Origin of the sequence: Candidatus Methanosphaera massiliense (assembly GCF_028890305.1) — an archaeon.
Taxonomy (GTDB): Archaea; Methanobacteriota; Methanobacteria; order Methanobacteriales; family Methanobacteriaceae; genus Methanosphaera; species Methanosphaera massiliense.
In genome coordinates this window covers 2,501-27,270 of sequence record NZ_JARBXM010000001.1, presented here as the reverse complement: position 1 = coordinate 27,270, position 24,770 = coordinate 2,501, and the positions used below count along the sequence as shown (strand labels likewise).

General features: G+C 31.0%; 27 protein-coding genes. 18 read left to right on the top strand and 9 right to left on the bottom strand.

Going from position 1 to position 24,770, the window contains the following annotated elements; translation table 11 throughout:
• Position 1: 1 nt before the first annotated feature.
• A complete protein-coding gene (locus OTK55_RS00150) occupies positions 2 to 715 on the bottom strand; it encodes a TrmJ/YjtD family RNA methyltransferase (protein ID WP_274869839.1) in 714 nt (237 codons plus the stop codon).
• A 211-nt stretch (positions 716 to 926) separates the two neighbouring features.
• Here OTK55_RS00150 and OTK55_RS00145 point away from each other — a divergent pair, with 211 nt between their 5' ends.
• On the top strand, positions 927 to 1,463 hold the full coding sequence (locus tag OTK55_RS00145; RefSeq protein WP_274869838.1) for a DUF308 domain-containing protein: 537 nt from the start codon (positions 927 to 929) through the stop codon (positions 1,461 to 1,463).
• 122 nt (positions 1,464 to 1,585) lie between these two features.
• Positions 1,586 to 1,906, top strand: coding sequence for a YbjQ family protein (locus OTK55_RS00140; protein WP_274869837.1), 321 nt, complete (start codon positions 1,586 to 1,588; stop codon positions 1,904 to 1,906).
• Positions 1,907 to 1,999: 93 nt separating this feature from the next.
• On the opposite strand, the gene tfrB is transcribed toward OTK55_RS00140, so the two are convergent.
• Positions 2,000 to 3,499 carry a fumarate reductase (CoM/CoB) subunit TfrB gene (gene tfrB / locus OTK55_RS00135; protein WP_274869836.1) on the bottom strand — a complete coding sequence of 500 codons (1,500 nt, stop codon included), beginning with the start codon at positions 3,497 to 3,499 and terminating at the stop codon, positions 2,000 to 2,002.
• Between the two features lie 269 nt (positions 3,500 to 3,768).
• Here tfrB and iorA point away from each other — a divergent pair, with 269 nt between their 5' ends.
• Both iorA and OTK55_RS00125 read left to right on the top strand, forming a co-directional pair.
• Positions 3,769 to 5,625 carry an indolepyruvate ferredoxin oxidoreductase subunit alpha gene (gene iorA, locus OTK55_RS00130; RefSeq protein ID WP_274869835.1) on the top strand — a complete coding sequence of 619 codons (1,857 nt, stop codon included), beginning with the start codon at positions 3,769 to 3,771 and terminating at the stop codon, positions 5,623 to 5,625.
• A 5-nt stretch (positions 5,626 to 5,630) separates the two neighbouring features.
• A complete protein-coding gene (locus OTK55_RS00125; RefSeq protein WP_407652401.1) occupies positions 5,631 to 6,218 on the top strand; it encodes an indolepyruvate oxidoreductase subunit beta in 588 nt (195 codons plus the stop codon).
• 31 nt (positions 6,219 to 6,249) lie between these two features.
• Here the strand turns inward: OTK55_RS00125 and OTK55_RS00120 are convergent, their stop codons facing one another.
• From OTK55_RS00120 to OTK55_RS00110, 3 genes are all read right to left on the bottom strand, one after another.
• Positions 6,250 to 6,690, bottom strand: coding sequence for an acetolactate synthase (locus OTK55_RS00120; protein ID WP_274869834.1), 441 nt, complete (start codon positions 6,688 to 6,690; stop codon positions 6,250 to 6,252).
• A 23-nt stretch (positions 6,691 to 6,713) separates the two neighbouring features.
• Complete coding sequence (locus tag OTK55_RS00115) at positions 6,714 to 8,015, bottom strand: phenylacetate--CoA ligase family protein (protein ID WP_274869833.1); 1,302 nt, start codon at positions 8,013 to 8,015, stop codon at positions 6,714 to 6,716.
• A 151-nt stretch (positions 8,016 to 8,166) separates the two neighbouring features.
• Entirely contained in the window at positions 8,167 to 10,113 is a 1,947-nt protein-coding gene (locus OTK55_RS00110; protein WP_274869832.1) for an Ig-like domain repeat protein, read from the bottom strand.
• Positions 10,114 to 10,628: 515 nt separating this feature from the next.
• Here OTK55_RS00110 and OTK55_RS00105 point away from each other — a divergent pair.
• From OTK55_RS00105 to OTK55_RS00095, 3 genes are read left to right on the top strand one after another with little or no spacing between them, the layout of a single operon-like run.
• Positions 10,629 to 10,757, top strand: coding sequence for a hypothetical protein (locus OTK55_RS00105; protein ID WP_274869831.1), 129 nt, complete (start codon positions 10,629 to 10,631; stop codon positions 10,755 to 10,757).
• Entirely contained in the window at positions 10,729 to 11,358 is a 630-nt protein-coding gene (locus tag OTK55_RS00100) for an MBL fold metallo-hydrolase (protein WP_274869830.1), read from the top strand. The genes OTK55_RS00105 and OTK55_RS00100 overlap by 29 nt, the downstream gene beginning before the upstream one ends.
• Positions 11,359 to 11,368: 10 nt before the next feature.
• A complete protein-coding gene (locus OTK55_RS00095; protein ID WP_274869828.1) occupies positions 11,369 to 11,698 on the top strand; it encodes a hypothetical protein in 330 nt (109 codons plus the stop codon).
• Positions 11,699 to 11,770: 72 nt separating this feature from the next.
• On the opposite strand, the gene OTK55_RS00090 is transcribed toward OTK55_RS00095, so the two are convergent.
• The 3 genes from OTK55_RS00090 to OTK55_RS00080 form a co-directional block, all read right to left on the bottom strand.
• Complete coding sequence (locus OTK55_RS00090; protein ID WP_274869827.1) at positions 11,771 to 12,337, bottom strand: PRC-barrel domain-containing protein; 567 nt, start codon at positions 12,335 to 12,337, stop codon at positions 11,771 to 11,773.
• A gap of 75 nt (positions 12,338 to 12,412) precedes the next feature.
• The gene (pyrE, locus tag OTK55_RS00085; RefSeq protein WP_274869826.1) at positions 12,413 to 12,952 is read right to left on the bottom strand and encodes an orotate phosphoribosyltransferase; all 540 of its coding nucleotides are present in this window, start codon (positions 12,950 to 12,952) and stop codon (positions 12,413 to 12,415) included.
• Positions 12,953 to 12,991: 39 nt separating this feature from the next.
• Complete coding sequence (locus tag OTK55_RS00080) at positions 12,992 to 13,264, bottom strand: PRC-barrel domain-containing protein (protein WP_274869824.1); 273 nt, start codon at positions 13,262 to 13,264, stop codon at positions 12,992 to 12,994.
• A 169-nt stretch (positions 13,265 to 13,433) separates the two neighbouring features.
• Here OTK55_RS00080 and OTK55_RS00075 point away from each other — a divergent pair, with 169 nt between their 5' ends.
• The 11 genes from OTK55_RS00075 (at position 13,434) to mtnA (ending at position 23,471) form a co-directional block, all read left to right on the top strand.
• Positions 13,434 to 13,943 (top strand): PIN domain-containing protein, encoded by a 510-nt coding sequence (locus OTK55_RS00075; RefSeq protein ID WP_274869823.1) that lies wholly within the window; start codon positions 13,434 to 13,436, stop codon positions 13,941 to 13,943.
• A gap of 26 nt (positions 13,944 to 13,969) precedes the next feature.
• Positions 13,970 to 15,097, top strand: a complete 1,128-nt coding sequence (locus OTK55_RS00070; protein ID WP_274869821.1) for a DUF2117 domain-containing protein — start codon at positions 13,970 to 13,972, stop codon at positions 15,095 to 15,097.
• A gap of 153 nt (positions 15,098 to 15,250) precedes the next feature.
• Positions 15,251 to 16,234, top strand: coding sequence for a methanogenesis marker 2 protein (locus tag OTK55_RS00065; RefSeq protein WP_274869820.1), 984 nt, complete (start codon positions 15,251 to 15,253; stop codon positions 16,232 to 16,234).
• A 226-nt stretch (positions 16,235 to 16,460) separates the two neighbouring features.
• The gene (mmp3, locus tag OTK55_RS00060; RefSeq protein WP_274869819.1) at positions 16,461 to 17,993 is read left to right on the top strand and encodes a methyl-coenzyme M reductase-associated protein Mmp3; all 1,533 of its coding nucleotides are present in this window, start codon (positions 16,461 to 16,463) and stop codon (positions 17,991 to 17,993) included.
• An 82-nt stretch (positions 17,994 to 18,075) separates the two neighbouring features.
• Positions 18,076 to 18,474: a methanogenesis marker 6 protein gene (locus OTK55_RS00055; RefSeq protein WP_274871719.1), complete on the top strand. Its 399-nt coding sequence runs from the start codon at positions 18,076 to 18,078 to the stop codon at positions 18,472 to 18,474.
• 28 nt (positions 18,475 to 18,502) lie between these two features.
• Positions 18,503 to 19,144, top strand: coding sequence for a DUF2112 family protein (locus OTK55_RS00050; RefSeq protein ID WP_274869818.1), 642 nt, complete (start codon positions 18,503 to 18,505; stop codon positions 19,142 to 19,144).
• On the top strand, positions 19,144 to 19,593 hold the full coding sequence (locus OTK55_RS00045) for a methanogenesis marker 5 protein (RefSeq protein ID WP_274871716.1): 450 nt from the start codon (positions 19,144 to 19,146) through the stop codon (positions 19,591 to 19,593). The genes OTK55_RS00050 and OTK55_RS00045 overlap by 1 nt, the downstream gene beginning before the upstream one ends.
• A 1-nt stretch (position 19,594) precedes the next feature.
• Complete coding sequence (locus tag OTK55_RS00040) at positions 19,595 to 20,848, top strand: methanogenesis marker 15 protein (RefSeq protein ID WP_274869817.1); 1,254 nt, start codon at positions 19,595 to 19,597, stop codon at positions 20,846 to 20,848.
• Positions 20,849 to 20,886: 38 nt separating this feature from the next.
• On the top strand, positions 20,887 to 21,438 hold the full coding sequence (locus tag OTK55_RS00035) for a methanogenesis marker 17 protein (protein ID WP_274869816.1): 552 nt from the start codon (positions 20,887 to 20,889) through the stop codon (positions 21,436 to 21,438).
• 61 nt (positions 21,439 to 21,499) lie between these two features.
• Positions 21,500 to 22,369 (top strand): radical SAM protein, encoded by an 870-nt coding sequence (locus OTK55_RS00030; RefSeq protein WP_274869815.1) that lies wholly within the window; start codon positions 21,500 to 21,502, stop codon positions 22,367 to 22,369.
• 157 nt (positions 22,370 to 22,526) lie between these two features.
• Positions 22,527 to 23,471 carry an S-methyl-5-thioribose-1-phosphate isomerase gene (gene mtnA / locus OTK55_RS00025; protein WP_274869814.1) on the top strand — a complete coding sequence of 315 codons (945 nt, stop codon included), beginning with the start codon at positions 22,527 to 22,529 and terminating at the stop codon, positions 23,469 to 23,471.
• Between the two features lie 33 nt (positions 23,472 to 23,504).
• On the opposite strand, the gene OTK55_RS00020 is transcribed toward mtnA, so the two are convergent.
• Entirely contained in the window at positions 23,505 to 24,527 is a 1,023-nt protein-coding gene (locus OTK55_RS00020; protein WP_274869813.1) for a class I SAM-dependent methyltransferase, read from the bottom strand.
• Between the last annotated feature and the right edge of the window lie 243 nt (positions 24,528 to 24,770).

Sequence of the window (24,770 nt, the reverse complement as noted above, 5' to 3'; positions counted from 1 at the left end):
TTTATTCCTCATGAGAATTATTAATTCTTGAATTTATACGTTTTAATGTACCTCTTAATGTTCGTGATTCACGGCCTGCTATAAATGCTCTTCCAATTATACGTTTTACAATTATATTTGCTTGTCTTTCTTTATGTTCTGGGTAATCTAATTTAGATATTATGCTTTCGGATAGTTGTGTTAGCACATGTTTATCTTCATAGCTTGCAACGTCTAAGTTGTCTATAGGATAGCTTTTCTTGTTTTTGAATATTTCATAGAATATAATTGTTGCAGCATGGGTTATGTTCATAATTGGATATTCATCACTTGTAGGGATGGATACTAGAACATCACATTGTTCTAGTTCTTCATTAGTTAATCCATCACCTTCTCTTCCAAATAGTAGAGCTATATTGCCGTTCACATTCATTTTCTTTCCAAGTTCTTCAGGTGTTATTGGAATTCTTGGAATATTATAACTTCCACCAGGAGTACCTGTAGTTCCCACTATTGAAGTTATTTCTTTATCTGAAAAGAATTCATCTAAAGTATCATAGATTGATGCATTCTGTACTACTTCTTTTGCATGCATTGCTTGGTAATATGCATCATCTTTTAGTTCACATGGATTAATTAATACCATATCGGTTAATCCAAAGTTTTTCATACTTCTTGCAAGAAAACCTATGTTTCCTGATGTTTCTGGTTCAACAAATACTGTATAAATTTTCAAAAAGAATCACTATCTATATATTTGTCTGATATTTTTAAAATATTTAACTAGCCCAAATAATTATTATCCTATTAAGAATGAATTTTTATACAATTAGAATAAATAACATTTTTCAATATTGAACTTGGGGAATTATTTCTTTAATAAACAATTATTTTATAAATGTATTACATATAATATTTTAATAAAAATAAGAGGAGGGATAATGCTGATGAATTTTAAAAGGAATTTTCAATTAAACTTCTCTGCATTAATATTGATATTACTGGGACTTATATCTATTCTCTTTCCATTAGTATCAACAATGACTATAGGTATTATATCCGGTTTCATGTTTTTAATGGTTGCATTAATGTTATTTACAATAGCTGCAGGTCAAATGGTTTTTAATAAAGCAGTTGGTATTTTATCAATAATTCTTGCTGTTATTAGTATAATATTCAGTTGGTTATTATTATTTAATCCTGCTGTAATCTCAGTAATTGCAAGTTACATGATTTATATTCTTGGATTTATAATGATAATAGCAGGTATTTCACATCTAATTGCAACATGGAAATTTAAACCTCTACGTATTATGGGAATACTTGACGTAATATTTGGTATTATATACATATTAGTAGGTGTAATAGTTAAGAATCCATGGAACATGGGAGTAGTTATAGGAATCTGGTTAATATTAATGGGAATATTATCCTGTTTTACATTAACAAGACAGGAATATATTGATATACAAAAATCTGAATAAAAAAATTATTTTTTTTTATTTCTAAACTTAACCTTCTTTTTCATAAATTATTTTTTTTTTAATATTTATTAACTTCAACAAACATAAAATATTATTAATACAATGCTAAGAGTTGATAATTTTTGTTATTAGTAACAACACCTAATATTGAAGGAAAAACCATTAAAAAGTATTATGGAATAGTAAATGGTGAAGGATTAGTAGGAGCTAACGTCTATAAAGACATCTTTTCTGGTGTGAGAGATGTTGTAGGTGGAAGAACATCATCATATGAAATAGAACTAAGAAAAGCAAGAGAAGTAGCAATAGATAGTATGGTAGAGAAGGCTGAATTATTAGGTGCTAATGCAATACTAAATATTAGGATAAAATACAGTAATCTTGGCGGTACTATGGGTAATACTATACTAGTTAGTGTTAATGGAACAGCAGTATTATATTAAGGCGAGGATTGTATCTATTATTTTAAGTATAGTAATAATAATTATTTTTTAAAAAAAGAGATTAAATAAAAGATATGAATAATAATATTTTTTTTATTCATATGCTTGGTTTAATAATTCCATTAAATTGATAACTGATGTATCAGAGTTATTTCTGTTTAATGCATCTTGTATATTAAATTCACAGAATGGACAAATAGTTACAACATAATCAACATCTAATTTTTCTATCATTTCTACTTTATCATCTGCTAATGCATTTGCTATTTCTGGTTTTCCTGATTTTACTCCTCCACCAGCACCGCAACAGAGATCTGGTTTATCCATTTCTATAAATTCTACACCATTCATCTGTTTTAATATGTTACGTGGTTCCTCGGATATTCCTTGTCCACGAACTAGGTGACATGGGTCGTGATAGGTTACTCTAAGATTTAATTTTTTCATATCTTCAGTGTTAAGTTTGCCCTGTAGGAATTCTGTAATATCCATTACGTTGAGTTTTACACCATAATCAGGATAATTATTTTTCAGTGTTGATCCACAACCAGCACAGACAGTTAATACTAAATCATAATCTTTAAAGATTTCATAGTTTGTATTTACAAGGTCTGGTATTATATCCACCTGTCCTGTACGCATTAATGGTGAGCCACAACATACTTGTCCTTCTGGAATATCTACTTCATATCCTAGTTTTGATAATATTTTCACGAAATACTCTGCAATCCATGGAAGTTTATTATCAATCATACATCCCGTGAAGAATGCTATTTTTGGTTTTTCTTCGAAGTGATGTTGTTTGTTGTATTCTTTTATAAATCCTTCAGGATATTTACTATTCTCATCGGGCTGTACACTGCGACCAGTTCCAAGTACTGCTTCTCTTATTTTTATATGTTTAGCTAATGGTCCTTCTTTTTCAGAACATATTTGAGCTCTTAGTTTTTCTATTGCTTTTCCATAGATGTCAATTTCTTTCGGACATGTTTTAGAACATTGACCACATGATGTACAGCAGTATATTCCTGAATCTACTGCTTCTTCACTTCTTGAGAAATCTTCACGTGGATCAAAACATATATCTGAGTATGCTCTCATGAAGTATGGACCTACATATTCATTTGTTTTTTTGATAACTGGACACATGGATATACATGAATAACAGTCTATACATCCTCGTAATGGTTCTGTTCTTGCATATGTTTCTGGTTTTAGTTTGGATGGTTCTTTTTGGTTAGAAACGCAATCTTCTGATGCCATATATAGATTTAATTCTTTTGTTTTTGAGTTTAATGGTTCACGGTCAACAATTAAATCTCTTAATACTTTGAAATCTAATGGCTCTAATGTGTCATTATCATTAATTTCTGCTTTACATGCAAGTTTTGCTTTTCCATTTATTTTTATTGCACATGACCCACATTGTCCGGCTCTACAAGAGTATCTGTAGGCTATTTTCGCATCATATTTATTGTTTATCTGCTGTAATGCATCTAAAACTTTCATATTATCTGTTTTTTCAATTTCATATGATTCAATATAATGTTTATCTTCTTCTGGATCATATCTTTTAACGTTAACAGTAATCATATGCTACCCCTAATTTTTATAACTATAATTAACATGTTTTTTATTAAATTATTTTAATATGTCTAACGAATTATTATAATTCTAGTATATAATTATTATTTTGTTATATCTATTATATATTTCATTTTAAAGTAAATATTATTTTTATTATCATAACTTAAATATTTTATAAAATAGATATATTATCATAATTATTAATTATAGAATTCATCTATGATAATTAAGACTTTTTATTAATACTATTTTATGAATTTATAAGGAGAAGAAATATGATTATAAATGACTTACTAAGTCCGGGTGAAAATGAGAAATATTTCATGCTAGGTAATGAAGCAGCAGTTCGTGGAGTTTTAGAAGCTGGTCTTTCATTAGCAGCAACATATCCGGGAACACCCTCTTCAGAGATAGGGGATATCTTATTTAAAATAGCAAAAGATGCTAATGTATACTTTGAATTTTCATCAAATGAAAAGGTAGCTGTTGAAGTAGCATCAGCAGCTGCAAGTTCTGGTTTACGTACATTCTCATTCATGAAACATGTAGGTGTAAACGTGGCTGCAGATTCATTAATGACCAGTGCATACATGGGAGTAGAGGGTAGTTTCTTATTACTAGTAGCAGATGATCCTTCTACATTTTCATCACAAAATGAACAAGATACAAGACACTTTGCAAGACAGGCAAATATACCTATATTTGAGCCATCAAATCCTCAGGAAATAAAAGATTTTATCATATATGCATATGATATCTCAGATAAATTTAACACTCCTGTTATTGTAAGAACAACAACTAGAGTTTCACATATGAGAGGTATTGTTGAAACAGGTAAATACACAAAAAATCAGATTACATCTGGTGAATTCAAAAATGAAGGATTACATGTACCAGTACCAGAAATAGCAAGAACAATGCATAAAAATCTGGTAGAAAAAATAAAAGATATACGAGAAGTATCAAATAACAGTCCACTAAACAAGGTAATTGATAAAGGTTCTAACATTGGAATAATCACATCTGGTGGAGCATATAACTATGTAGCAGATGTAGTTAATAAAAATAATTTTAATGTTAACATTTTAAAGCTAGGATTTTCACATCCATTTCCTGAAGAACTTGTTAAACAATTCCTAGTAGATAATGATGAGGTACTTGTTGTGGAAGAAGTAGATCCAATTAATGAAATGGAAACATTAGCAGTTGCAGGAGCAAATAATATTGATGTTAAAATTCATGGTAAAAAGGATGGTATGCTTCCTGAGATATTTGAATATACTCCAGATATTATAAGTGATGCATTATGTGAACTATTATCAGTAGATACTGATGTAATTGCTAATACTAAATCTGATATTCCACTACCTTCAAGACCAGCTACATTATGTTCTGGATGTCCACATAGAGCATCATTCTATGCAGCAAGGCAAGCAATAAACAGTTTAAACTTAGATATTGAAAGTATACATCCATCAGATATTGGATGTTATACTCTAGGAATAGCACCACCATATAACATGGCAAACTATCTTATGTCAATGGGTGCTAGTGTAGGTACAAGTTGCGGTTTTAGTAAAGCAACAGAAGACCAGCCAATAATAAGTTTTATTGGAGATTCAACATTTTTCCATGCAGGAATACCACCTCTTATAAATGCTGTTCATAATAAAACCAAATTCACACTAGTAGTACTTGATAACAGAATTACTGCTATGACTGGTGGACAAACAAACCCTGGAATACCAATTGATGGTATGGGTGATGAAGCACCAGCAATATCCATAGAAGCACTTGTAAAATCTATTGGTGTAGGATTTGTTGAAACAATTAATCCATTAAATGTTAATGATATGATTGATGTTTATAAGAAAGCATTAGATTATGATGGAGTATCTGTAATTATTGCTAAATATCCATGTAATTTAATTAATAAGAAAGAAATAAGAGCACGTAATTATAAGGTAGTAGTTGATAATAGTAAATGTGTACACTGTAATAAATGTATAGATCAACTAGCATGTCCTAGTTTAAATGAAATAAATGGTGAAATAACAATCAATCTGGATTGTAATAATTGTGCAGTTTGTGTAGACGTATGTCCTACAGGTGCAATTCATAAACAGGAGTGATATTCATGGCATATAATATTTACATTTGTGGTATAGGTGGACAAGGTATAATAAAAACATCTATAGTAATAGGGGAAACAGCACTTAAATTAGATAAAAATGTTGTTATGAGTGAGATACATGGAATGTCACAGAGAGGGGGAGTAGTTTCCACAGAATTAAAGATTGGGGAAGATCAAAGTCCTATAATTCAAAGTGGACATGCTGATTTAGTTCTAGCATTTGAACCGATAGAAGCTTCACGTGCACTAGAAAAAACAAGTAAGGATACAATCATAGTATTAAATACATCTCCTGTACTTCCATCAACAATTAATCAACAAGACATTGACTATCCAGAAATTGATGATATATTATCCGAGTTAGATAGTAAAGTAGCAGAGGTTTATAGTATGGATGCAAATAAAATAGCATTAAATGCAGGACATCCATTATCTATGAACATGGCAATGCTTGGTGGAGCAACAGCAATATCAACATTCCCCTTAGATACAGAATCAGTAATTGATACAATGAAGGATAATCTTCCACCAAAATCAATAGATATTAACATCAAAGCATTTAGTGATGGATATAATTCATGTAAAAAATAGTATTAAAAAAAGTGAAAGTTTAAGGAAATGATTATATGGAGTATATTTCTTCTGGAGAAATAATATTTGCATTTCCTTCTTCTAATATTTTTATTCCTTTCTCCATATCTTCTAGTTTTAGTATAACTATAGCATGGTAGGTTTTTTGTTCTACAAATGCATATAGGTATTCCAGGTTTATATTTGCATCATCTAATATTCTTAGAACCTGATTTAGTCCTCCAGGCTCATCACTAATTGAAACAGCTAATACTTTTGTAATTTTTACAATGAAATTATTTTTTTCTAGAACTTCTTTTACTTTTTCAGGTTCTGTAACAATTAATCTAAGTATACCAAACTCAGATGTATCAGCTATGGATAATGCTCTTATATTAATGCCTAATTTCTCTATGATATCAAGGGTGTTTAACATTCTTCCTTCCTTGTTTTCTAAAAATATAGATAATTGGTTTACATAAATGTCTGACATATTTTCACATCTTAATATTTTTTTTATTCATTTCTTTTATCAATTACTCTTTTTGCTTTTCCTGAATCAACACGGTCTATAGTTTTTGGTTCTACAAGTGTTACATTAACTCTTAATCCTATCTCGTCATGTATTGCTTCAGCTAATTTGTCTTTTATACCCACTAATTCTTTCACATTATCGAAGAATATTTCTGGGGATGCTTCAACTTTAACTTCTATTTGGTCTAAAACATCAGGTCTTGTTAATATAATCTGGTAGTGTGGTTCTACACCTTCAATAGACAGTAATGATTTCTCAATTTGTGATGGGAATACGCTTACACCTTTGATTTTAAGCATATCATCGGTTCTTCCTTTTATTTTACTTATTTTTGCAAGTGTTCTTCCACATCCACATTTTCCATGCTGTAATGTTGTAATATCTCTAGTTCTAAATCGTATTAATGGCATTCCTACTCTTGTTAATGTTGTTAAAACTAGTTCGCCTTCTTGTCCTTCAGGTACTTGTTTCATAGTGTTTGGGTCAATTATTTCAGGATAGAAGTGGTCTTCATATAAATGTAGTCCATCTTGTTCTGAACATTCCATTGCTACACCAGGACCCATTACTTCTGTTAAACCATAGATATTGTATGCTGGAGTTTGGAATTTATCTTCTATTTGTTTTCTCATTTCATCTGTCCAACTTTCAGAACCAAAACCAATAACTTTAAGATTTAGGTCAGATGGCTTGATATTCATTTCCTCTAATTCTTCTGCTATGTGTAATCCATAGGATGGAGTGAAAATTATCATTGTTGTCTGGAAATCTCTCATTAACTCGATTTGTCTTAGTGTTTGACCAGTAGATATTGGTATTACTGTTGCACCAATTTTTTGTCCACCATAATGTACACCAAAACCACCAGTAAATAACCCATAACCATGAGTGTTTTGTATTATATCTTCATCAGTTATGCCCATCATAGTCAAACCTCTAGCCATAACTTCTGACCAAATATCTAAATCTGCTCTTGTATAACCAGATACTGTTGGTTTCCCTGTAGTTCCACTGGATGTGTGGATTTCTACTATGTCTTTCTGTGGTACTGCAAATAATCCGAAGGGATATGATGCTCTTAAATCAGTTTTTGTTGTGAATGGTAATTTTTCTATATCTTCAAGAGTTTCTATGTCCTCAGGATATACTTCTTCTTCACTATATCTCTTATGATAATAGGGTACTTTGTTATAAGCTGTTGTAACGACTTCCTGTAATCGTTTTAGTTGTAATTCTTCCATGTCTTCCTTGGACATGCATTCAATTTCTTCATCCCATATCATTTAATTACTACTCCCTAAAGTTGTTATTAAATAATAGATTTATAAAAAGTGTTTAATTAAATTTTTTCTAATCAAAATAAAAATAGCAATTGAACAATGATTACAATAATAAAATAAAAAAAAGAAAAAAATGAGATTTTTGTGGAGGAGCTTAGAATGGTAAGGATATATATCTATGTATTGTTGTATGTGATCTCCAGTTTACAATCTTACCAAAACGATTACTGCTGGATGTTAAATCACAACTTACCCATTTACCATTCACATATAATTCCGCCCATACGTGACCTACTACAAGTCCACTACGGAATGTACATGTAGCATGACAATATCTTGCTGGAATACCAGAAGCTCTTGAAACAGCAATTAATAAATGTGACATATCCACACAATTACCATATCTACGTTGATAGGTACCTACTGCACCATATCTAGTATCATAATAACCACTATATGATGTAATAGAGTTTAAGTAATTAAATATTGCTGTAGCTTTAGCTTTTGTACTAGTATATCCAGAGAATTTTTTAGCAATGGATTGTATTGTTTTACTATTTACTTCACAATTTCTTGTAGCTTTAAGATATTCCTTTAGATTTGATGGGATATTATCCTTAGCGATAATGGATAATGTACCATTAGCTCTTGCTGATAAATAGTTATTATTAGTTCCATATACAGCGGAAATAGTGTATGATGAATCAGCAAATTCTGATGAAATATGGAATTTCAGCGTTGCAACACCATTTTTAACAGTAGTAGTTCTAACTGTTATACTGTTAATCTTAAAAGCAATTTTTCCACTTTTTACCAGACTACCAGTACTAGTTTTTAAAGTTGCTTTTAAGGTAACATTTGATCCAGCTGCACCTTTAATATTACTTACTGTTATCTTTGTTGATGGTGCTTGAGATACTTTTAATGTACCTGTAGCACTTGCTGATTTATATTCGTTATATCCTCCATACACTACTGAAATTTTATAAGAACCCTTCCATGTTGCAGGTACTTTATATTTTAAGGTTGCTCCTCCTTTAGATACTTTTACTGTTCCAATAGTTTTACCATTAATCTTGAAAGAGAGTTTACCACCATTAATATTACTTGAAGTCTTAGCGTCTTTAACACTTGCACTTAAAGTAACAGTATTACTAGCAGTAACGGAAACAGTTTTAACAGTTACCTTTGTATTAACAACACTATTTAAGTATAATTTTCCATCATCAGTTGTTGATGATTTATATACACTATTACCTCCATACACGACATATAATGAATATGTTCTATCAGCCCATGATTTTGGGATAGTATAATTGGTAGTAGCTACACCATTAGACACTCTCACAGTATTAATGGATTTTTTATTAATTTTGAATGTTAATTTTCCATTCTTAACATTAGATCCACTACTTGTTTTAACAGTTGCCTTCAGAGTAATTGTCTTACCCGGCGTAGCGTGTATAGATGAAATTTTAATGTTGGTATTATACTTATTTACAGTTAATGTACTTTTATCACTGCTAGAATAATACTTATCAGTACCAGAGTAATTAGCACTGATTGTGTATTTATTAGCAGCATACCCAGGTATATTATACTTATAAATAGCATAACCATTATCAACGGTAGCTGTTCCAATTTTATTTCCATTAATCTCAAATACTACAGTACCATCCGAAATAACCTTGTTATTAGAATTTTTAACTGTAGCATTCAGTATTAAAGTATCATATCCACCTACTTCAGCATTATTTACTGAAGTGGTAGTTTTTATTTTTGAAGAGGTAGAGCTATCTGAACTACTTTTAATAGATTTACTAGAGGTATTACTAATTAATTTACTAGAACTATGACTAGAACTACTGGAAGAACTTGCATTGACTGTAGTACCAACGCTGGTACCTACTGAACTACTTGAAGATGAGGAACTTTTAGAACTATCTGAAGTAGAAACACTAGAAGTATCAGATACAACTGAACTAGTACTTACCTCAGTAGTACTTGAATCATGTTGAATTATTGTGTTATCATTGGATGCAGTATCAGCAGCTGCTACTGATCCTACTAAAAATATAACTGTGATAATTAATAGAATCATTCCAAAATAACCCTTTATGAATTAAACCTCCTTAATGAAATTTGGATATTATATTATTCAACTTTCGAAGTTAATTATTTTCTAATAACTAACATAATTAAATATAACATTTTTATTACATATAAAAGTTTATTTAATAATCTTTAATGAAAAAAACAGTATACACAGTAAAAAAAATAGTAGTTACTAATATAATATTTAATGAGAAAATAAAACAAACAGAAATAAAATAAAACACTAATAAACAATCAACAAGAAAAGTTATTGATATAGAATATATAAATTTTATCTAATGTTGATAATTAATTTATTTAAATTAGAAAATACAATTAAACAGAGTATATCTTTTAAGAAATGTTTATTCTAGCAGATGTTTGTTTAGATTTTTTATGGAAGTTTTTAATATGAATATTAGTTCTTTTCAAGGTAATGGTAATGATTTTAGTTGTTGGGATGATGTTTTATCTTTAGATTGTGATATTCATTTTGTTGATTCTATTATATCGGGTAAAGTTATGTTAAATTTACGAGGTACGGTTAGTGTTGATTATGAATTTATTGATGACGTGCCTGACGTTAGTTTTTATGTGCCTGTATTATCTCATATATTTGTTCATGAAAAATTCGGATATTTTTCTTGTTGATGCTGGATTAGATAAATCTTATGCTACTAATGGTTTTGGTCGTTGTCGTGGTAGTTTACTGAAGGATTATGGTTCTTTTTTTATTCAAGAAGAGGGTTCTAGTATATCTGATTTTGTTGAAGAAAGAGAAATTGACTTATCTGGTGTTTTCTTGACTCATACTCATGTGGATCATGTATCGGGTATTGTTGATTTGGATGATGGTATTCCCATATTTTTCTCTAATAGGGAGAAGAGTATGGATTTAAAGCCTTTTTATTATGCTGAATATTTTAGGTCTAAGAAGTTTATTCAAGTTTTAGATGTGGATTCTTTTGTTGATACACCTATTCTCGGCAGATGTTTTGACGTGTTCGGTGATTCATCATTCTATGCTATTTATACTCCTGGTCATACTCCTGGTCATTTATCATACTTACTTAATGGTGAGAATAAGGTCTTGTTTGCTGGTGACGCGTGTTATACTAGGCATGGCTTGAAGTATGGTGTTACTGCTTCTGATTATACTTGGAATAAAAATGTATCTCAGAAGTCTTTAGAAAGAATTTTAAGATTTAAAGATAAATATAATATTAATATTATACTGGGACATAGTTTATGAGATGATATTTATGACTGATGGAAAAATTACATATTCTGATTTGAAACCATATGAATCGTTATTTACTATTGCACCTTCATTTTTGTTAGGTACTATGGTGAAAAGAAATACTAATTTAGTTAAGAAGTTTAATAATGTTGTTCTTTCTAATTTAGAGGGATTATCTGATGATGAGAGAGAAAAGTTAGATTTAATATTAACATCAGATGTTAAGGAATTACAGGCTGTCATGCTTGAAGCTTATAAAAAAACTAATAAGAAACAGTTTAAAATTCTTGCTAAGCCTAATGCTACTGATTTTATTAAAATGAATTTAAATGAGTTAAAAAAACTAGTTTAAAAAAAATAGTGTGTATGGAATACTTGTATTTGGTATTCCCCTTTATTTTATTTTTACACAGAATAAATAGATTTAGTCAATGTTAATGTTGACTTTGACTTTTTCGTTGCTTTCATCTTCTTTTTTATCTTCTTTTTCAGAGTCTTTAGTTTCTCCGTTGAATACTTTGTCTACTATTACGTAGTCTCCCATACCTTTTATCTCATCTTTATGTATTACATTCACATCTTTTTTTCCGAAGGAGGATGTTTGTTTGCTTATTGTTATATTTGTTATTTCAAAATTATCAAAGTCTATGTCTATGTTACTTACTTTTCCTGCGGTATTTCCTTCTGCGTCAAGTACTGTTTTTCCCATTGCTTCATTTACTTTTAAATCGTTTTGTTCTGCTTTTGGTATTTTATCGAGTGTGTTTTCGGATAGTTTTTCAACTGTTGTGTCGATTAATAAGTAATCTCCTATGGATATTATAGTGTTAGGATCTATTTCGTAGTATTTTTTATTTATAGGGTTTCCGAAGGATCCGTATATTTTGTTTACTTTGTATGTTTTCACGTTGAATTCAAATTCTGCAATTTTTGCTACTTCTTTAGCATTTTTATCTATTATTTTCATTCCAAATACATCTTTAGTATTCATATTTTCACCATTAATCAATTATTTCATTAATTTTTTAGTATATCTATTTTCATATATATCTTTTTTATTATTTTTCTAATCTAGATAACTTTTAAATTCACTTATAGTTAATAAAGGGTTAAATTTAATATTTTTTTCTTCGAATGCTGACTGTGCTCCTTCTTCTCTATCAACAATCACAAATGCTTGTGTAATATGTCCACCATTATCTTCTATTACATCTATTGCTTTTAGTAATGATCCTCCTGTTGTAGTAACATCTTCTACTATTACTACATTGTCTCCCTCTAGTAATTCACCTTCAATTTGTTTACTAGTACCATATGATTTCTTTTGTTTTCTTATCATTAGCATTGGTTTTTTTGATATGAGTGATGTTGCTGTAGCTATTGGAACAGCTCCTAGTGCTGGACCTGCGATTTTATCTACTTCATCATCCTTGATTTGTTCGGTGATTAAGTGGGCAACACATTCAAGTATTTCAGGCATTGTAATAGCTTTTTTCATATCCACGTAGTAGTCACTTTCCTTACCTGATGATAAAGTGAATTTACCGAATTTAATTACATCGTTAGCCTTTAGTAATTCAATTAGTTTAGTTTTATAATCTGTCATATTATAACCCTTTGTTTTTTTATTTTCACATTAATTATTTTATAAATCGTTTTCTAGTTCTTCTACCATGATTTCCGCATCATCAATAGTTTTTTTAAGAAGTATTTTGTCACCAACACGTTTAATCATTTCAAAAGGAACAATAATTTCATTCTTGGATATACCAATACTTTCAGAAATTCCACCTTTAGTAACTATAATGGACTCTAGTTTGTTTGAAGATGTATCTAATTCAATATCTTTAACTTTTCCCATCACAGAAGCAGTATTATCTAATACTTCTTTACCAATTATGTCATCTAATAAACGCATTTTTATCACTTTGATAGTTATCTTTTTATTAATTTTCTTAGAATTTTTGATTATACATACTTATTTATAATTCATGTAATAAGTTTTTTTTATTATTAAATAATTAATAAATTAAGTTTAATATAATATATTAGATAACAACTTTAATTGGGAAGGAAAGAAGATTATTATGAAAGTTTATATCTTAGATGCATCTGGTTTAATTAATGGTTTTTATTCAAAAAAATCACCTAACTTTATGACCTCTTCAACAGTATCTGAAATTAAAGATATTAATACTCAAATATTACTGGAGAATTGTATAAATGAGGGTCTTATTCATATAGAAGATGTTAATTATGATGATAATCCTGAAATTAGGGAGGTATTATTATCTAGTGGTGATCTTATGAGACTTTCTAGTACTGATAAGGATATTATTGCACTTGCATTAAAACATAAGCAAGATGGTGATGATGTAGTTACAGTTACTGATGATTATTCCATGCAAAATTCATTAAAACTGTTAAACATTGAATTTAAGTCGGTTAGAACAAAGGGTATTAATAGTACGGTCCAGTGGAAGAGAATTTGTAAGGGATGCAGAAAGGAATATCCTAGTGATAGTACTGAGGAAGTATGTGAAATATGTGGTTCTCCAATTATAAGAAAAAGAGTGAATGCACATAGTAATCATTAAATATAATTAAAAAAAGGGATTGAAACATGACTCTAAGAATTGGTGTAATAGTGCATGGTCCAGGAATTATAGATTCAGGTTATGCAAAGAAAATTATTGAAGTATTATCAAAGTATGGTGTTGTTTCATGTAAGCTTGGTGGAACAATGGGAAGAACTGCCGTTATTGATGGTAATTTAGAGGATATTATTGATATTAGTGAGAAATTATTACCTAGTCAGTCAATAAAATTATTATCTAATAATAATGACGTACTGTTTCTTTTAAATTATGGTAAATCAACTGTTACTGGCCATACTTTCGGATATAAGGTGTTAGGTAATGCAGGTAATGATATTAATCTTGTGCAAATAGAAAGACCGGGTGAAGATGATGGAACTATTATACAATGGAATGAAAAATCAGATGTGACCTTAATAAATAGTGTAGCTACTGATTTAAATCTTCCAGTTATAAAGGCAGATGAAGTGAAATCATTAGTAAAAGATTTAACAGGGTATGATAAGAATAATTCTCGTATTGAACGTAAGATAGCAGGGGTGTCACCTGGAGAGAATATAATGGTTAATGGTACAATTGTTGGAAAAGCTACTTCAGATGAGCTGGTAATTATTGGTGAAGATAATCATATTGTTGAGATGATTGGTGGTATTATAAAGCAACATGGCCTGGAGAAGTTAGGTGAGGTTGATTTATCTACCGCTATAGTTAAAACGGGATTATTAAGAAAGGCAGATAATATAAAGCCTAGAATTATTGAACATGAGTCTAACGATAATCTCGTTGTGGCATTTCTTGATCATGCAGCTGAGGATATTTATAAGTATAGGGATGTTGATTTACTTGTTAGTGTAGGTGATGATACTACATTGTTATCTTCTGATATTCTTTATAGGTTTAATATTCCTATAATTGGTATTACTGATGGAGATTTAGATAAAGTTGTACTTGAAGGATTTAAACATAAAGACTCAATTATTATACAGGTTGAACAGGGAAATGATGATATAATTGGTCATAAAATACATGATTGTTTATTTGATGGTAAAGAAAAGATAAACATAGATGATATATCTACATTCACTAATAGTTTATTGGATGTTATTGATAAATCAGGACTGGATTATAAATTTGTTGATAAACAATTAGAATAGTAATAGAATATAATTACAATAAAGGTTATTCATTGATAATGAATAATATTATTTTATACTAGAAAAACATAACTACTAATTAGATTGAATATATAAAATAATTTTATTTTTTCATAGCATAACATTATTTATAGAATAAACGAGGAATGAACAGTGGATTTTAATGAAATAATTGAATCAATAAGAACATTTAAGGGAGTAACAAGAAAACACTCCATAGCAGATGTACGTGAAAAACTTAAAGATATTTATAATATATCAGGTAATGTTTACCTAGCTTTTGGCGATGATGCAGCAGCTGTAGATATAGGTAATAATCAGTTAATGTTACTAGCAACTGATGGTATATGGGGTTCATTAATGAGTGTGGACCCATGGTGGTCAGGTTATTGTTCAGTACTAGTAAATGTAAATGACATAGCTGCTATGGGCGGACTTCCAATGGGAATGACTAATGTATTATCATCATCTGATTCTGATATCACATCACAAATTATGGATGGAATAAAAGAGGGTGTTAAGAAATTTGGTGTTCCAATGGTTGGTGGTCATACTCATCCAGACACACCATACAATGCATTAGATGTTGCTATTAGTGGTATTGTAGATAAAGATGCAATAATACCAAGCTGTGGTGCAAAAAAAGATGACAATGTAATAGTAGCAATAGATCTAGATGGTCAAGTATACCCAGGAACAGATATCAACTGGGATACAACAAGCGATAAAACACCACAATACGTTCAAGACCAAATAAAAATAATGAACACAATAGGTAAAAAACAATTAGTACATGCAGGAAAAGATATAAGTAACCCTGGAATAGTAGGAACTTTAGGAATGCTATTAGAAGCATCTAATATGGGTGCAGACATAGACATGGAAAAAATACCACGAGCAGATAACATTGACTGGATACAATGGTTTAAAATGTATCCTGGAAGTGCATTTGTACTAACAGCACCAGAAGAAACAACCGACGAAGCAATCAGATTACTTAACAATTCACACATCAATGCAGAATGTATAGGTAAAGTAACAGATAATCATAAACTATCTATGTCATACAAAAATGATAAAAAAACAGTCTTTGATTTTAGCTCAGAAATTATCATGGGATTCTCAGAGGACAAATAAATCCACTATAATCTCCTTTTATTCTCTTTTTATGATAATTTATTATTATCAGCCTTTTTTACTACTTCTTATTTAAGATAATATCTAATTAATTAGAAGTTATTAATACTATAAAACTTATAAATTAAAAATATAGAAATACTTCAAAAATAATTTCTAATATATATTTAAGAATTGATAATTTTTTTCAATCAAAAAAAATTTTAGTTCTTATTGAGGCGAAAAAATGCAAATAAAAATCAATGATGTTGAAATGGATATGAATGCTGGTTCAACCGTTGAAGATGCTATAAAAAAATCAAATGCTCCTTATATAGATGGCTCAGCTATTGCCTTAATAGAAGGAAGAGAGGTACTAGAAGGCCATGTTAATAAGTATAAAATAAAAACTACAAAGGGCAGTATAATTATTGAATTAGTTAAAAATGCTGATATTTTAACTGATTTCTGGAAGAATAATTATAAAGAATTTATTAGTAAAGTCATACGGTGGACCACTACTCATGAAGTAGCAATGGGTTCAATAGTATCTGATTTAGAACCTACTAATGATGAATTTTTATATAATAGGTGGGATGTGATAATAAGCTTATCCGGATTTTCAAATGAGGCTACTCATATAATCTTCTCTAAATCTAAACATCAATCAGTATATGGTGTTCCTGACCAAAATAAAGGAATATTCGCAACAGTAGTAGGTGGAAAAAGAAACTTACTAAAACTAGATAATACTGATGAAATCATAGATATAGAACCTGTAATTGAAAGAAAAAGCGTTATAAAAAGTGCAGCTGTAACAGATTTCTCAACAGAACTACAAGAAGGAAATGAAATCTTCACATATTTAGAAGTCACAGCAAACCCTGATGCACCAGTATCATTCGAACACTTTCTAAAAATCATAGAAAAAGGAACACTAAAAGTAGACTATGAATCAGAAACATTCGTCGAAAACGATACATTAAAAGGTTTAGAAAGAGATTCTGAGGTAATCGAGAAAAGAAAAAGAGGTGCAGTTACTCTAAGAAATCAAGGTGCAGGTGTAGGTAAAATATACATCTACAGAGAAGACAGAGTATCCGTACCAACACATAATATTGTAGGTCATGTTACAAAAGGAATGCAATTACTAGACACAATTAAAGAAAACGATAAAATAACAATAATAACAAATCCTGAGAGAATATCAACAGTAGCATTAACACAAAAAGAAGCAGATGAATACCTAGAATCTAGAGGAATAGAACATACACGTGATGGTCTAACAGATGATGATGCAGTGGTAGTAGCACAAGACCCATTATACACAGTAGATATAGATAAATCCAAGAAAATAAAAACACTAGGAGTACCACCAGAGGACTTTGTAGAAATAGAATTATATGAAGATGAAAGTCCAAGCTCAGTATGGTATTTCAGAAAGATATCAGGACTATTAAGTGGTGATGTAGGACACTTAAGAACAAACATGGCCATACCTGAAATGAATCTGATAATGTTTAAAGCAGTGAATAAAGAAGCAAAAGGTCTAATACCTGAAAAATTACCAGACGGAGAAGTAAAAGCATGGGAAATCTGTGTAAGTAACACTGCAACAAAACACGTTGGTAACATAGGAATCAGATTTATAGATAATGATGAATTTGGTCCTACTGGTGAATCATTCAGTGGAACAAATATAATAGGAAAAGTAACTGCAGGATTTGAAAACTTCAAAGCATTCAAGGAAGGAGATACTGTTTATGTCAAAGAACGATAAAGATATTGACACAGAATTCTGTCATATCCCTATGGGGGATGGAACATACAGGGATTCTGATCAAAAAGATAAAATAACCAGGATGATAGTTTTAGGACCTGGATGTGCTGTAAGTTCAAAGGAATTAATGAACTTCTTACATTTACTAGAACTACCAATAAATATTCGTCTAACATGCTATGGAGCAAATATTAATGGTGTTCCGGAGTATGTTATGGAAGCTGTTACTAAGGCAAGAGCATTAGATCCAACACATATTTTCATAAAATTCAGAGGATTTCCACCAGGTGACCCTAGAAGATGTAGGGCAAAAAGAGGAGGAGCCCGTGAAGGATTCCATCAACTAGAAGCAGAATATAAATTATTACCTGATGTAAGTTATGCATTAGAACATCCGAAACATGTTGACTTAAATCCTCCAAAAAAGATTCCTGTAGAAGAATTTAAGAAAATAGTTGAAGAAACAGAGAAAAACAAGTAAATAGAAAAAAGACTCATGGGATGATAATATGGAGGTTGCAGTACTACCTGACCTTGCAATGATAATCACACATCTAGTAACAAAGAATGGTCATGAAGTATTATCAGCAACAAATATGAGTGAAGATAAATTACGTGACAGAGACCCATATGCAGATGAAGCTTTTGACCGTGATGAGCCACCATTTAATATGAAAGGACATGAAGTAATGGCTGGTAATAAATATGCCTCCTGTGAAACACCATCAGGATTAAGAGGACGTTTATCATTATTTGATAATATAATTCAGAATTCAGAAGCGGCAATAATATTAGGACCGCCTCCACGTAAGTATAAGCACATGTATGACAATCTAAATGAGTTAATATTATTCAGCTGTATTGGCTGTGCAAATCAATATAAATTAGTAGTGAAATTACTAAAACAGAAGAATATTCCTATACTAGAATTAGCATACCCTACTAATAGAGATGAAATAATAAGTCTAATTAATAGAGTAAATGATTTTCTTCAGAAACTGGGAACTGATGAGATAAAGCCGGGAATAATAAATGATGATAACTTAACTGTAGAGTTAAGACCATCTAATAAAAAAATAACACCCTATGAATTTAGAAATATAGTAAATGAAGTAGAACAAGAAGAAAGATTTAATAAGGAGAATAAATAATTATGAAAGTTGCAATATTTCCACCTAACTCTATGATTCTAGCAGACATGATAGTTAGAAGTGGACATGAACCGCTAGTAGTTCAAAAAGAAATGAAGCAGAAAGTAACAAGTCCGGATATAGATGCGCCACCATTTAACATGACAGAAGAAGACCCAATAAATGGACTTAAATATGCTGCAATTGAAGTGCCTTCCGGTGTAAGAGGTCGTATGTCTCTATTTGGACCAATAATAGAACAAGCAGAAGCAGCAATAATAATGAGTGAAGCACCATATGGATTTGGATGTGTGGGATGCGCACGTTCTGCAGAATTAACAGTATTTTCACTAAGAAGACGAAACATTCCAATTCTTGAATTAGAGTACCCAACATCTAGAGATGCTACAGTAGAAATGGTGTATAAAATAAATACATTTCTTGACAATCTAAAAGAGGAGGAGGAATAATATGATAAAGATAGCACAATTATCATGTGGTACTGAATACAGTGGTATACAAAAGGAAATAGAAAAAGCAGCTGAAATGTTCGGAGCACAGATGGTATTACCTGATGTAAACCTTGATGATATTGACGAAGCATTTGAAAAATTTGGTTTAAACTGTGCAAGTTCTAGTTTAAAACTGATGATAGCAAGAGCAATGTCATTAGTAGAAGGTAAAAACGAGGCAGATGCAGTATTCATATGTACCTGTTTCAGATGTGCAGAAGCAGCTATTACAAGAAATGAAGTACGTAGATTAATCCAAAATAATACAGACCTGCCAGTAGTAACATACTCCTTCACAGAGAAAACAAAAGCATCAGAGTTATTTATACGTATGGAAGCATTAACAACAGTTGTATCACGAAAAAGTATACTTGCACGTGAAAAACAGGAAGGACTTACTCTTGGAATAGACAGCGGATCCACCACAACAAAAGTAGCACTCATGGAAAATGATGAAGTAATAGGTACAGGATGGGTTCCGACAGGAGATATACTGGGATGTACTGATGATGCAATGAAACAAGCATTTGCAGAAACAGACTATAACTTAGGCGATGTGGAAGCAATAGGAACAACTGGTTATGGACGTATGACCATAGGAAAAGCTCTTGGAGCAAAACTTATACAGGAAGAAATATCTGTTAACAGTAAGGGTGCCGTATATCTGGCTGATGCTCAGAAAGGAGAAGCAACAGTACTGGATATTGGTGGTATGGATAACAAGGTAATCACTGTAAATAATGGTATACCTGATAACTTTACCATGGGTGGTATATGTGCTGGTGCATCAGGACGTTTCCTAGATATGACCAGTAGAAGACTAGAGGTGGATATTACAGAACTAGGACCACTGGCACAGAAAGGTAACTATAAAAACGCATTACTAAACAGTTACTGTATTGTATTCGGTATACAGGACCTTGTAACATCTCTTGCAGGAGGAGCAAAGAAGGAAGATGCTGCTAGTGCTGCATGTCACTCTGTAGCAGAACAGGTATATGAACAGCAATTACAGGAAATTGATATTCGTGAACCATTAATACAGGTAGGTGGAACATCACTAATTGGCGGATTAGTAGATGCTGTACAGGACATTCTTGGTGGAATAGAGATAATTGTACCAGAATATTCACAGTACATTGGTTCTATAGGAGCAGCAATGCTAGTATCAGGACTTAAAGATACAGATATTGATGATAGTAAAAAATACTAAGAATTTTATATCATTTTATTTGTGGAGGTTAACTTAAGATGTATGTAGAATGTTATGATGAGGTAGGAGCAGAAGTATATGATACACTACTAAGACATGCACTTCAGGAACTAAAACTAGCACGTGCAATTAATGCAGTGAAAGTATTTATAGACCCAAGAGATGCAATATTCATAGCTGTTGTAAAATTAGAGAAAGCTTCTCAGCCAATATACCTGAAAGACATGGCATCATATAAGTATGAGGGTGATTTACTAAAGATACTTATAGATAATGAGAATTATACTCCTGACTTGTTAAGAGTATTATGGAGAGAGGAAGGCCGTGTTAATGTTGCACAGCCAGACAGGTATAAGATTGAAATATCTAATCCGACAATAGACCCTGAGAATCTAATGGTTGTTGACCCATCAAAAGAACTAAAACGCAGAGTATATGATGCATTATTCAGGGTAATGCCTGAAGGATTCCGTATGACACGTAATGCAAGTGAAGGAAATCTTGTCTGTCTCATGAGTAGTGATGAAATTATTGATGAAAAATGGAACAAGAAATTTAATGAAGTAATTGAAGAAGTAAAAAATCAATAAAGATTAGTGAATATCATGGCTGGCATGTAAAACCAGTAACATAATAAGGAGTGTTTTTATTATGGATGATGAAAAGAGGATGAAACACTTTGCCCATGTAACACAGGCACACCCCTGCTTTAATGAGAAGATACATGATAAAGTAGGAAGAATCCATATACCTATAGCACCAAGCTGTAACATACAATGTGGATTCTGCACAAGAAAACTAGATGGCAAGGAAAATAGGCCTGGAGTAGCTTCATGTGTCATGACAGTAGATCAGGCTTTAGAACATATACGCGAAACAACTAGTAAAATGCCTATTAGTGTAGTTGGCGTAGCAGGTCCAGGTGACTCCTTATGTAACTCAGGTACACTGGAGTTATTCAGAAGAGTACGGGAGGAATTTCCGGATTTAATTCTATGTATGAGTACTAATGGATTGCTACTACCAAGATATGCTGAGGAAATAGCAGAGGTAGGAGTAAAGACAGTGACTGTCACAGTAAATGCTGTAGACCCGGAGATTGGTGCTCAGATATATGATGACATAGAATATGATGGTGAAGTCTATCATGGAATAGATGGATTCAACATACTGCTGGAAAATCAGTTGAAGGGTATAGAGATGTTATCAAATCTCGGAGTAATAGTAAAGGTTAACAGTGTACTTATACCAGGTGTTAATGATAAGCATATAGTTGAGATTGCAAGAGTTGTGAAAAGTAAGGGTGCATCAATTATGAATGTACTGCCACTAATTCCACTCAATAAATTTAAGGATGTTGAAAGACCAGGATGTGGAATGTTAAGCACCGTAAGAGAGGAAGTTGAGGAATATCTTCCAGTATTCCGGGCTTGTACTCAGTGCAGGGCAGATGCATTTGGAATACCTGGCAAGAAGAATCAGGATTTCTCACTAGAAATGGTGCCTAATAGTCATTATTAGTACCCTATAATAACCACCAATCCCCTTTTTTTAAATCTTTTTTTTTCTATAAAATTAAAAGTAGTTAGATTCTAATTCTATAAAATAAATATAATGTAATAAGTAAAGAGAATTGTAAATAATCTAAAAAGAAAATATTATGGAGTAAATGAGTGTTATGATAGAAACATTATACTGGAAAGACAATAAATTATACCTGTTAGATCAAACAATATTGCCACATGAAATAGAATACTGTGAATGTAAAACTTATCAGGAAGTAATCACAGCAATAAAAACAATGAAAGTACGAGGAGCACCAGCAATTGGTGTATCAGCAGCATATGCAATGGCACTAGCAGAAGTACAGGGTGAAAACTTAGAACAAGCAGGACAGGAAATAAAACAGGCAAGACCAACAGCAATTAATCTGTTCTGGGCAGTAGATAAAGTACTAAAATCAGTAGAACAAGGAAACACAGCAGTGGATACAGCAATACAAATGGAAAAAGAGGACATATCAATCAACAAAAAAATAGGTGAATATGGAAATACTGTTATAGATGATGGTGATACTATACTAACACACTGTAATGCAGGAGCACTGGCATGTGCAGGATATGGAACAGCATTAGGTGTAATAAGAGCAGCAAATGAACATGATAAGAATATTAATGTAATTTGTGATGAGACAAGACCAGTACTTCAGGGTGCAAGATTAAGTGTATTTGAAATGCAGGAGGAAAATATACCTGTAAGACTCATAGTAGACGGAGCAGCAGGACATATGATGCAGAAAGGTGAAGTTGATAAAGTGGTTATAGGAGCTGACAGAGTAGCCAAGGGCGGAGTAGCAAATAAAATAGGTTCCTTAATGGTTGCACTAGCAGCAAAAAGATATAATATACCATTTTATGTAGCAGCACCAATAAGTACATTTGACTTTGAAAATAATATTTTCGATACAAAAATAGAAGAAAGAAATCCTGAAGAGGTACTGGTAGTTAATGGAAAATATATTGCAAGAGAAGAAACAAGAGTAGAAAATCCTGCATTTGACATTGTTGAATCAAATTTAATAACAGGAATCATAACAGAGGAAGGTATTAAAAAACCATTATAAAATTAACACCTTAACCTAAATTTCCTCTTTTTTTTAGATAATTTTTGCATCCACACCGATATGCCATACTCCCGGGCTTTGGGATTTTACTTTTCTAATGTTAAGTATTTCAGCTTTTCGTGGATATGCAACATTTTTCACACGGTTAATAACGGTTTCATAATCTGATGCAAATTCATAATAATTTAGAATACCTCCCTTTTTCAGATGATTAACTGCTATATCCAGGAAGTCCTTAGCCATTCCAGGCAGATTCATAATTATTCTGTCAGCTAATGGAAGGTCAACTATAACATTTCTTATATCACCTTCAATAGGAATTACTTCTCCAACAAGTTTATTAAGTTTTATATTTTCGTTAACATACTTGTATGCTTCAGGATTAATATCCACACTATATATTTTACATTTTTTCACATGAGCAATACTTATAGGAAAAGAACCAATACCAGCAAAGAAATCTATAATTATCTCATCTTCTTTCACTTCATTTACTACTCTGGATCTTTCAGTAGCAAGTCTTGGACTAAAGTATACTGTTGAAGGATTTAGTTTAAATCGGATACCATATTCTTTATGAATAGTTTCTAAATCATCAACTCCTGCAAGAAATTCTAAGTCACGTGTTCTTCTAACTCCATGAATTTTACTTTTCTTGTAGTATACACTTCTTCTTTTTGTGAATTTAAGAACTGCTTCACCAATAATTTTTTTCTCATTTTCTAGTTCTGGTGGAATTTCTAGTATAACAATATCCCCAATTATATCAAATGATTTTCTTATATCTTTTAATTCTTTTTCAGGTATTTTATCATTTAAATATTCCATGAAATTTTTTGCTCTGTGTCTTGACATAGAAAAATCATAGTTATCCAGTTTAAAGGGATATTCTTCTGATAGTTTCTTAATCAGTGTTTTGTCATAGTTATCACTAAGTGGAATATATACATTTGTCTTATCATTTCGTATCTTATACTCCATGTTCACTTGATTTTCTTTGATTAATTTTTTTCGTAATTCATTTGCATTTTTTTTACTAATTTTTATACCATTCATAGAAACACTCATTTAATTGATGAAAAAAAGGGATTATTCTATTTTATCATATATTTCCTGTTATAAGATAATATTGAATTTTTTTTATTATATTATGTTCTCTGTACTTTTTTTTATCTATCTTTTTTGTTAGATAATTATATTCTACAAAATATTTTTGTGCAGTATTTTCTATTTTTCTTGTGATGGTTCTTGTGGTGAGTATAGTATGTGCTACAAAAAGCGAAACACATGAACTGGTAC

Excerpts from the sequence above, each read along its gene's own strand:
- OTK55_RS00145 (WP_274869838.1), top strand. The coding sequence starts at position 927 with ATGAATTTTAAAAGGAATTTTCAATTAAACTTCTCTGCATTAATATTG.
- tfrB (WP_274869836.1), bottom strand. The coding sequence starts at position 3,499 with ATGATTACTGTTAACGTTAAAAGATATGATCCAGAAGAAGATAAACAT.
- iorA (WP_274869835.1), top strand. The coding sequence starts at position 3,769 with ATGATTATAAATGACTTACTAAGTCCGGGTGAAAATGAGAAATATTTC.
- OTK55_RS00125 (WP_407652401.1), top strand. The coding sequence starts at position 5,631 with ATGGCATATAATATTTACATTTGTGGTATAGGTGGACAAGGTATAATA.
- OTK55_RS00120 (WP_274869834.1), bottom strand. The coding sequence starts at position 6,690 with ATGTCAGACATTTATGTAAACCAATTATCTATATTTTTAGAAAACAAG.
- OTK55_RS00115 (WP_274869833.1), bottom strand. The coding sequence starts at position 8,015 with ATGATATGGGATGAAGAAATTGAATGCATGTCCAAGGAAGACATGGAA.
- OTK55_RS00110 (WP_274869832.1), bottom strand. The coding sequence starts at position 10,113 with ATGATTCTATTAATTATCACAGTTATATTTTTAGTAGGATCAGTAGCA.
- OTK55_RS00105 (WP_274869831.1), top strand. The coding sequence starts at position 10,629 with ATGTTAAATTTACGAGGTACGGTTAGTGTTGATTATGAATTTATTGAT.
- OTK55_RS00100 (WP_274869830.1), top strand. The coding sequence starts at position 10,729 with ATGAAAAATTCGGATATTTTTCTTGTTGATGCTGGATTAGATAAATCT.
- OTK55_RS00095 (WP_274869828.1), top strand. The coding sequence starts at position 11,369 with ATGACTGATGGAAAAATTACATATTCTGATTTGAAACCATATGAATCG.
- OTK55_RS00090 (WP_274869827.1), bottom strand. The coding sequence starts at position 12,337 with ATGAATACTAAAGATGTATTTGGAATGAAAATAATAGATAAAAATGCT.
- pyrE (WP_274869826.1), bottom strand. The coding sequence starts at position 12,952 with ATGACAGATTATAAAACTAAACTAATTGAATTACTAAAGGCTAACGAT.
- OTK55_RS00080 (WP_274869824.1), bottom strand. The coding sequence starts at position 13,264 with ATGCGTTTATTAGATGACATAATTGGTAAAGAAGTATTAGATAATACT.
- OTK55_RS00075 (WP_274869823.1), top strand. The coding sequence starts at position 13,434 with ATGAAAGTTTATATCTTAGATGCATCTGGTTTAATTAATGGTTTTTAT.
- OTK55_RS00070 (WP_274869821.1), top strand. The coding sequence starts at position 13,970 with ATGACTCTAAGAATTGGTGTAATAGTGCATGGTCCAGGAATTATAGAT.
- mmp3 (WP_274869819.1), top strand. The coding sequence starts at position 16,461 with ATGCAAATAAAAATCAATGATGTTGAAATGGATATGAATGCTGGTTCA.
- OTK55_RS00055 (WP_274871719.1), top strand. The coding sequence starts at position 18,076 with ATGATAGTTTTAGGACCTGGATGTGCTGTAAGTTCAAAGGAATTAATG.
- OTK55_RS00050 (WP_274869818.1), top strand. The coding sequence starts at position 18,503 with ATGGAGGTTGCAGTACTACCTGACCTTGCAATGATAATCACACATCTA.
- OTK55_RS00040 (WP_274869817.1), top strand. The coding sequence starts at position 19,595 with ATGATAAAGATAGCACAATTATCATGTGGTACTGAATACAGTGGTATA.
- OTK55_RS00035 (WP_274869816.1), top strand. The coding sequence starts at position 20,887 with ATGTATGTAGAATGTTATGATGAGGTAGGAGCAGAAGTATATGATACA.
- OTK55_RS00030 (WP_274869815.1), top strand. The coding sequence starts at position 21,500 with ATGGATGATGAAAAGAGGATGAAACACTTTGCCCATGTAACACAGGCA.
- mtnA (WP_274869814.1), top strand. The coding sequence starts at position 22,527 with ATGATAGAAACATTATACTGGAAAGACAATAAATTATACCTGTTAGAT.
- OTK55_RS00020 (WP_274869813.1), bottom strand. The coding sequence starts at position 24,527 with ATGAATGGTATAAAAATTAGTAAAAAAAATGCAAATGAATTACGAAAA.